This is a genomic window from Phenylobacterium sp., assembly GCF_030654915.1.
In the GTDB taxonomy this organism is placed as follows: domain Bacteria; phylum Pseudomonadota; class Alphaproteobacteria; order Caulobacterales; family Caulobacteraceae; genus Phenylobacterium.
Genome location: NZ_JAURWM010000294.1, coordinates 1 through 7,157, shown reverse-complemented (window position 1 = coordinate 7,157; position 7,157 = coordinate 1). Strand labels below are relative to the sequence as shown.

8 protein-coding genes are annotated in these 7,157 nt (G+C 66.4%); 2 read left to right on the top strand and 6 right to left on the bottom strand.

Annotated elements, in window-relative coordinates:
* From Q7T84_RS15665 to Q7T84_RS15645, 5 genes are all read right to left on the bottom strand, one after another.
* Positions 1 to 969 (bottom strand): ABC transporter permease (locus Q7T84_RS15665; protein WP_304810649.1); only part of this gene is annotated, 969 nt, incomplete at its 3' end.
* Complete coding sequence (locus tag Q7T84_RS15660) at positions 959 to 1,645, bottom strand: ABC transporter ATP-binding protein (RefSeq protein WP_304810647.1); 687 nt, start codon at positions 1,643 to 1,645, stop codon at positions 959 to 961. The genes Q7T84_RS15660 and Q7T84_RS15665, both read right to left, overlap by 11 nt.
* 42 nt (positions 1,646 to 1,687) lie before the next feature.
* The gene (locus Q7T84_RS15655) at positions 1,688 to 2,299 is read right to left on the bottom strand and encodes a histidine phosphatase family protein (protein WP_304810645.1); all 612 of its coding nucleotides are present in this window, start codon (positions 2,297 to 2,299) and stop codon (positions 1,688 to 1,690) included.
* Between the two features lie 4 nt (positions 2,300 to 2,303).
* The gene (locus Q7T84_RS15650) at positions 2,304 to 3,098 is read right to left on the bottom strand and encodes an acyl-CoA thioesterase domain-containing protein (RefSeq protein WP_304810643.1); all 795 of its coding nucleotides are present in this window, start codon (positions 3,096 to 3,098) and stop codon (positions 2,304 to 2,306) included.
* A gap of 34 nt (positions 3,099 to 3,132) precedes the next feature.
* The gene (locus Q7T84_RS15645) at positions 3,133 to 3,543 is read right to left on the bottom strand and encodes a globin (RefSeq protein WP_304810641.1); all 411 of its coding nucleotides are present in this window, start codon (positions 3,541 to 3,543) and stop codon (positions 3,133 to 3,135) included.
* A gap of 109 nt (positions 3,544 to 3,652) precedes the next feature.
* Between Q7T84_RS15645 and Q7T84_RS15640 the strand changes: the two genes are divergently transcribed.
* A complete protein-coding gene (locus tag Q7T84_RS15640; RefSeq protein WP_304810651.1) occupies positions 3,653 to 5,728 on the top strand; it encodes a prolyl oligopeptidase family protein in 2,076 nt (691 codons plus the stop codon).
* Positions 5,729 to 5,734: 6 nt separating this feature from the next.
* Here the strand turns inward: Q7T84_RS15640 and Q7T84_RS15635 are convergent, their stop codons facing one another.
* Positions 5,735 to 6,178 (bottom strand): helix-turn-helix domain-containing protein, encoded by a 444-nt coding sequence (locus tag Q7T84_RS15635; protein ID WP_304810639.1) that lies wholly within the window; start codon positions 6,176 to 6,178, stop codon positions 5,735 to 5,737.
* A gap of 84 nt (positions 6,179 to 6,262) precedes the next feature.
* Between Q7T84_RS15635 and Q7T84_RS15630 the strand changes: the two genes are divergently transcribed.
* Positions 6,263 to 6,988, top strand: a complete 726-nt coding sequence (locus tag Q7T84_RS15630; protein ID WP_304810637.1) for an SDR family oxidoreductase — start codon at positions 6,263 to 6,265, stop codon at positions 6,986 to 6,988.
* Positions 6,989 to 7,157: the final 169 nt, after the last annotated feature.

The following is a 7,157-nucleotide window of genomic DNA, read 5'->3' as shown; positions in this document are numbered from 1 at the left end:
GCCGATCAGGCCGACGCTGACGCCCTCGACCAGGACCTGGGCCAACAGCGCCTTGCGACGCACGCCCAGGACCCGCAGCAGCGCGAATTGCGGCCGGCGACGCGCGACCGACAGCGATTGCGCCGAATAGACCAGGAAGCCTCCGGTCAGCAGCGCCATCAAGGCCAGCATATCGAGATTGACCCGGTAGGCGCGGCTGAGGCTGTCGCTGCGGCGCGCCTCGCTATCGCGGGTGACAAGCTGGGCCTCGGCCGGCAGCGCGTCGGCGATGGCCTGACGCATCCGCCCCTCGTCCACGCCCTCGGTCAGCTTGAGATCTATCCTGTGCAACCGGCCGATCTCGCCCAGCCTCCATTGGGCCGCGGCGATATCAAGCACCGCCACCTTGCGCCCTTCGCCGATCCCCGGCGCCACGCCGGCGATCCTGAAGGTCGCGGTCCGACCGCCGGCCGTCAGCGGGATCGGCTGACCGATCGCCCTGCCCTCAAGCGCGCCCTCCGATAGGAATATGGCGTCCTCTTCAAAGGCCGCTTCGCTGGTCGGGCCGTGCGCGCCCTCGCCGCTTGCCGCCTCCAACGGCTGCCCCAGCAGGCTGGGCGTCACCGCCGCCGCGCGCAGGACGTCCAGCCCAAGCACGGTGATCTGCTCGCCAGGACGCTCGGTCATGGCCTTCAGCTCAATGACGGGGCTCGTCGCGCTCACCCCGTTCAGGCGCGCCAAGCGCGGATAGAGAGTTTCATCAAAGCCGTTTGGCGCGACCGAGCGAACCTGAAGTTCGGCGTCGCCGTTGACGGTGCTGACCGCCCGCGAGAATTCGCTCAGCGCCGAGGCGTTGACCAAGTGGACGGCCAAGCCGAGCGCCACGCCGATGGCGATGGCCACGCCCGCCGTGATCACCCGCATCGGATGGGCGCGCCACTCGCCCAGGATCATCCAGCGCGCGGCGAGGCTGACCCCTCTAGCGGCCATGGCGCTCCACCAGGCCCGAACGGGCCAGGGTCAATGTCCGGTCGGCGACCGCGGCAGCCACCTCGGAGTGGGTGACCAACACGGCCGCCGCGCCCGAGCGTCGGACCTGATCGGCGAAGACCTTCAGCACCCGGGTCGCGGTTTCAGGATCGAGATTGCCGGTGGGTTCGTCGGCCAGCAGCAGGCCTGGTCGATGCACCAACGCCCGTGCGATGGCGACTCGCTGCAACTCGCCGCCGGAAAGCTGGCGTGGATAGTCCTCGGCGCGGCCGCCAAGCCCCACAGCCTCCATCATCTCACGCGCCCTCGTCAGCGCCTCGCCGCCAGGAGCCCGTTGCAGCACCAGCGGCAACGCCACATTCTGCCCGAGCGTCAGGTGCGGCAGGATGTGAAAGGCCTGGAACACAAATCCGATGTGATCACGCCGCAGCAAGGTGCGGGCGTCGTCGTCCAGCCCGGCCAAATCGACGCCATCGATGGCGGTCGTACCGTCGTCGGCTTGGTCGAGCCCCGCGATGAGATTGAGGAATGTCGACTTCCCGACTCCGGACTCACCCATGATCGCCACGAATTCCCCGGCCTGCAGATCGAGGTTCAGGCCTTCGAACAGCACCCGCCCCCCGGGAACCGACTTCTTCAGGGATGTGATCTTCAAAACCGGAGGCGTGTCGGACATGGCCCTATCCTAGCTGGGAACACCGCCTCTGATAGCGCTCGCTCAGCGAGCGACCCTCGAGGCCTGATAGTCCTCGATATCCCGCCACGCGCCTTCCAGCCGGCGGTCTTGGCGATCAATGGCGATCCAGCATCCGCCCCCAGGGTTGCCAGGACGATCCTCAAGGCCGATCTCGACACCCTGCAAATGCGCCGTCAGCAGTTGTCCCACGCCGCCGTGCGAGACGACGACGATCAGACCGGGGGCCGTCTCGGCCGCCAGCACTCGCTCCACCGACCGTACGATCCGGGCTTGGGCGTCCCTGGCGGTCTCCCAGCCGCGAACGCTCTCGTCTGGTCGCCCGAAGAACTGCGCGACCACCTCCCAGAACTCCGGCGGCGCGATATAGCCGGTGGCGCTGCGGTCGTTCTCGTGCAGGCCGTGCTCGATGCGCGGATCGAGCCCAAGATGCGCGGCGATGATCTCCGCCCCGTCGCGTGCCTTGCGCTCATCGCTCGACCAGACTCCGACGACGGGAACAGCGCCCGCCGCCAGGGTCTGCGCGAACTGGACCATCCGCGTCCGCCCCACCGCCGATAGCGGCCAATCCGTGATCGGTTGATCGGGATCGATCACCACCTCGGAATGGGTGACGAACAGCAGATGGTCCGTCATGGGCTTAGCTCGCGGGCGGGGGCGGCGGAGGCGGCAGCCGGCGTTGAGCCAGGGCCGCGCAACTCGCCAGGCCGATCGGGCCTTGCTCGTCGTAGAGCCGGCATTCGCCAACCGCCACGCCGTCGTCGGCGTCATGATAGGTGGTCTCGAAGCCGATCCATTCCGTGGCCGGCAGGCGGTGCAGATAGAGGGTGACGTCGGAGTTGATGTAGCCCAGGCCCTGGTCGCTGACGTGGGCGGCGGGGCTGGCGAAGTCGCAGGCCACGGCGGCGCGTTGGAACGGGGTCAGCGGGGTTCCTTCGACCACTTCGCGCACCTCGCTCATCCAGATCCGGCGCTGCTCGCTGGAGGCGAAACCGCCGCTGATCGGGCGGGTCGCCCACATGCCGCCCATCGGGCGCTCGGGAGGCGGCTCAATGTCGGCGGGCTTTGGCACGTCCCACGCCAGCGGCTTCCAGATCACGCCCTCGGGGTTCTCGGTGCGCTTCAGGAACTGGCAGGTGGCCCGGCCCATGCTGACGCCGCCCGAGATAAACTCAGCGTCGACGACGCGGATACGGTTGCCCTCGCGCACGACCTTGGTCGTGATCTCGATCGGGTCAAAGCCAGGCAGCTTGTACATATCGACGGTCAGGCGCGCCGGCAGAAATTCCGGATCGCCATGTCGCTGTTCAAGCTCGAAGCCCAGAAGACCGATAATCACCCGCCCATGCAGGGATTTCGGATTCCAAGGACCGCGGCAGGCGGGCGTTGGGACGAAATATTGACCGTCCCGTTTGAAAAAAGGTTCGTTTGTCATGGCGCGGGACCATGACGGATTCCCGGTCGTCGAACTAGACCGCAGGTTCGCGAACAATGAGCTCATTCAGATTGGTCAGCATCCTGTCCCACGCGGTCTCAACTTGCAGCGTCCAGGCTTCGCCGAGCAGGTCGCGCACCGTTTCCATCACTGTCCCGAAGAAGGTCGCGAAAACCGCGGGCGGCACCCCCAGATTTTCGTGATTGACGATCTCAGCCCGGATCATGTTGGCGCCGTAGGACACCGAGCCGGCGAAATCGAGCAGCGTCTCGAACACCACCGACAGCATCTCACCACGCGCCGCGCCGGTCTTGTCGTTGACGAATAGCTCAGTCATTTCTGGAGATTGAGCGAACAGCCTGTCGTAGACGGCCTTGGTGGGGTCACCATGTCGCTCGGCCACTTCGGACAGGCTCCACGCGATCAGGTCGGCGTCGTCGCTCATGGTTTGCACGTCCAAGTCAGTCCTGCCAGAACCCGAGCCTAGCGAAATAGTCTGCCGAGGTAGCCCCTTCATGCGCGTCCCGTTCCTTGGAAAATTGGCCATCGGCGCCATGTTGGGCGGCATGACCGCATTTCCCGCCGCCGCCCTGCCCGATTCGAACGATCCGTACGTGTACATGGAGGAGATAGAGGGTCCCCGCGCCATGGCCTTCGCCACGGCGGAGAACGCCCGCTCCCTGCCCCAACTGCAGAATGACCCGCGCTATGCCGGGCTCTATGCGGATGCTTTGGCCATCGCCACGGCCAAGGACCGGATCACCGCTGTCGGCTTCGCGGGCGACGGAACCCTGCGCAATTTCTGGCAGGACGCCGAGCATGTGCGCGGCATCTTGCGGTCCACGCCCCTGGAGAGCTACCGCACCGGCCAGCCGGAATGGCGGACGATCCTGGACATCGACGCCCTGGCCAAGGCCGAGGGCAAGAACTGGGTCTGGAAGGGCGCCGACTGCTTGGCGCCGAACGATCGCTACTGCCTTGTCTCGCTGTCGGACGGCGGCAAGGACGCCGTCGAGGTCCGCGAGTTCGACATGCAGACCGGCCAATTCTTGAAGGGCGGCTTCCTGCTGCCTGAGGGCAAGCACCGCTTCGCCTGGGTCGACGCAGACACCCTGGCCGTCGCCACCGAATGGACCAAGGGCGAGGTCACCACTTCCGGCTATCCCTATGTCATCAAGCTGCTGAAGCGCGGCCAAGCTCTAGCGGACGCTCAGGAAGTCTTCCGCGGCAAGGCCGACGACGGCGGCTACGGCGTCTCGCCGATCGCCCTGCGCGACGCTGACGGCAAGCTGCAGGCCCTGATCGCCCACCGGCCGCTCGACACGTTCAACGCCGAGCATCACCTGATCGGCGAGAAAGGCGCGACCAAGCTGCCGATCCCGCTGCGTTCCTCGATCCAGGGCCTGATCGACGGCCAGATGATCCTGACGCTTGAGGAAGACTGGGCCGCCCGGGATGGCCAGTCCGGCGACCTGCTGGCCATGGAGTTGGCAGGCCTGAAGACCGACGCAGCTTCGGTGAAGCCGGCGCTAGTCCTGCGGCCTGCCTCCAGCCAGGCGGTGGAACAGGTGGCGACCACCCGCAACCGCCTGGTCGTGGCGCTCTATGACAACGTGAAGGGCGGCATCCTCAGCTTCCAGCACGGGCCGAAGGGCTGGACCTCGACCAAGCTTGATCTGCCTCAGGACGTCTCGGTCGGAATCGCCTCGGCGTCGGATCGCGACAACCGGCTGATCCTGCAAATCTCGGGCTTCCTGACCCCCTCGACCCAGGTTCTCGCGGACGCGACGTCCGGAGAGGCCGAGACCCTGCGGACCATGCCGGCCCGCTTCGACGCCTCGAAGGAGGTGGTCGAGCAGCACTGGGCTATCTCCAAGGACGGGACCAAGGTTCCCTACTTCCTGGTGCGCCCGAAGGACCTGAAGTTCGACGGCGCCGCGCCGACACTGCTCTATGCCTATGGTGGTTTCCAAGTGTCGCTGACGCCAGCCTACGCCGCCAGTGTCGGCAAGCTGTGGCTGGAGCGCGGCGGGGTCTACGCCATCGCCAATATCCGCGGCGGCGGCGAGTTCGGGCCGCGCTGGCACGAGGCGGGCCTGAAGCTCAATCGCCAACGGGTCTATGACGACTTCTTCGCGGTCTCCGAGGACCTGATCGCGCGCAAGGTCACCAACCCCAAGAAGCTCGGCATCATGGGCGGCTCTAACGGCGGGCTGCTGATGGGCGTGGCCCTGACCCAGCGACCGGAGCTCTATAACGCCGTGGTCGTCCAGGTGCCGCTGTTCGACATGATCGGGTACACCCACATCGGCGCGGGGGCCTCCTGGGTCGGCGAGTATGGCGACCCCTCCAATCCGGCGGAGCGAGCGGTGATCGACACCTACTCGCCCTATCAGAAGCTCGCCAAGGACAAGCCCTACCCCCGTGTGTTCCTGGAGACCTCGACCAAGGACGACCGCGTTCATCCCGCCCACGCCCGCAAGGCCGCCGCGCGCCTGAAAGAGCTGGGCTACGACTACCTCTATTACGAGAACATCGACGGCGGTCACGCGGCGGCGGCCAACCTCAACGAGACCGCCAAGCGCCAGGCCCTGGAATACACCTACCTGACGCAGCAGTTGATGGACTGACCTCGCCTACAGGCCCGGGCGCGTCTCGACCGCCCGGGCGTCTACCGGCTCGCCGCATTCCGAGCAGGTCTGCACCGGATAGAAGTCGCAGCCACAGGTCTTGTGCCGATGCAGCAGCGGCGGCCCGGCCGCGCCCGCGTAGTGGCGATCGCCCCAGTGCACGATGGCCATGACCACCGGATGCAGCTCCAGGCCCTTGTCGGTCAGCCGGTACTCATAGCGGGTCGGGCTGTCCTGGTAGGCCACGCGCCTCAGCACCCCCTCTTGCGTCAGATGCTTGAGACGGTCGGCGATGATGGTCCGCGAGATCCCCAACCGCGCCTGAAAAGCCTCGAACCGGCGCACACCCAGGAAGCAGTCGCGCAGGATCATCAGGGTCCAGCGATCCCCGATCACCGCGACCGAACGCGCCACCGAGCACGGCTCCTGCGCCAGATCTTCCCACTTCATCGCACACCTCGCTCAGCCCCTGTTGACCGGGTCCAGATTCGATACCATGGTCCGTCCAGAAAATAAACTGATGGGAGATCGGCCATGGGCGTCTGTCTGGTGATCGGAGCTGGCGACGGAGTTGGCGGGGCGATAGCCCGCGCCTTCGGCAAGGAGGGGCTTGAGGTCTGCGTGACACGCCGGGCCCGCAATATCGACCAGCTCGAAGAACTGGCCCAATCGATCCGCGACGATGGCGGCAGGGCCCGCGCCTACGGCGTCGACGCCCGCTCGGAAGAGGAGATGATCGCCCTATTCGACCGCATCGAGCGCGAAGTCGGACCGCTGGAGGTGGTGGTCTTCAACATCGGAGCCAATGTCCGCTTCGACCTCACCCAGACCACCAGCCGGGTCTTCCAGAAGGTCTGGGAGATGGCCTGTTTCGGGGGTTTCCTGACCGGTCGCGAGGCCGCCAGGGTGATGCTGCCCCGGGGCAAGGGCACGATCCTGTTCACCGGCGCCTCGGCCTCGCTGCGCGGCCGCCAGGGCTTCTCGGCCTTCTCCGCCGCCAAGCAGGGGCTACGCGCCGTGGCCCAGTCGGCGTCCAGGGAACTGGGACCCCAGGGCATTCACGTCGCCCATGTGGTGGTCGACGGCGCCATCGACGGCGTCTTCGCCCGCACCAACATCCCCGACCGCCAGGAACGGGTTGATCGCGACGATATCCTCAAGCCCGAGGAGATCGCCCGCAACTATGTCTGGCTGCATAAACAACAACGCTCGGCCTGGACGCACGAACTCGATCTGCGGCCCTGGTCGGAAAGCTGGTGAGGAGAATTCCCATGGGAAAAACCGTCGAGTTCATCTTCGATTTCGCGAGCCCCAACGCCTATCTGGCTCACTGCCTTCTGCCCGATATCGCGCGCCGCACGGGCGCCGAGATCAAGATCACCCCCTGCCTGCTGGGCGGCCTCTACAAGCTCACCGGCAACCAGGCGCC

Bases quoted from the DNA above. Each gene is read 5' to 3' on its own strand.
- Q7T84_RS15660 (WP_304810647.1), bottom strand. From the start codon at position 1,645: ATGTCCGACACGCCTCCGGTTTTGAAGATCACATCCCTGAAGAAGTCG.
- Q7T84_RS15655 (WP_304810645.1), bottom strand. From the start codon at position 2,299: ATGACGGACCATCTGCTGTTCGTCACCCATTCCGAGGTGGTGATCGAT.
- Q7T84_RS15650 (WP_304810643.1), bottom strand. From the start codon at position 3,098: ATGACAAACGAACCTTTTTTCAAACGGGACGGTCAATATTTCGTCCCA.
- Q7T84_RS15645 (WP_304810641.1), bottom strand. From the start codon at position 3,543: ATGAGCGACGACGCCGACCTGATCGCGTGGAGCCTGTCCGAAGTGGCC.
- Q7T84_RS15640 (WP_304810651.1), top strand. From the start codon at position 3,653: ATGTTGGGCGGCATGACCGCATTTCCCGCCGCCGCCCTGCCCGATTCG.
- Q7T84_RS15635 (WP_304810639.1), bottom strand. From the start codon at position 6,178: ATGAAGTGGGAAGATCTGGCGCAGGAGCCGTGCTCGGTGGCGCGTTCG.
- Q7T84_RS15630 (WP_304810637.1), top strand. From the start codon at position 6,263: ATGGGCGTCTGTCTGGTGATCGGAGCTGGCGACGGAGTTGGCGGGGCG.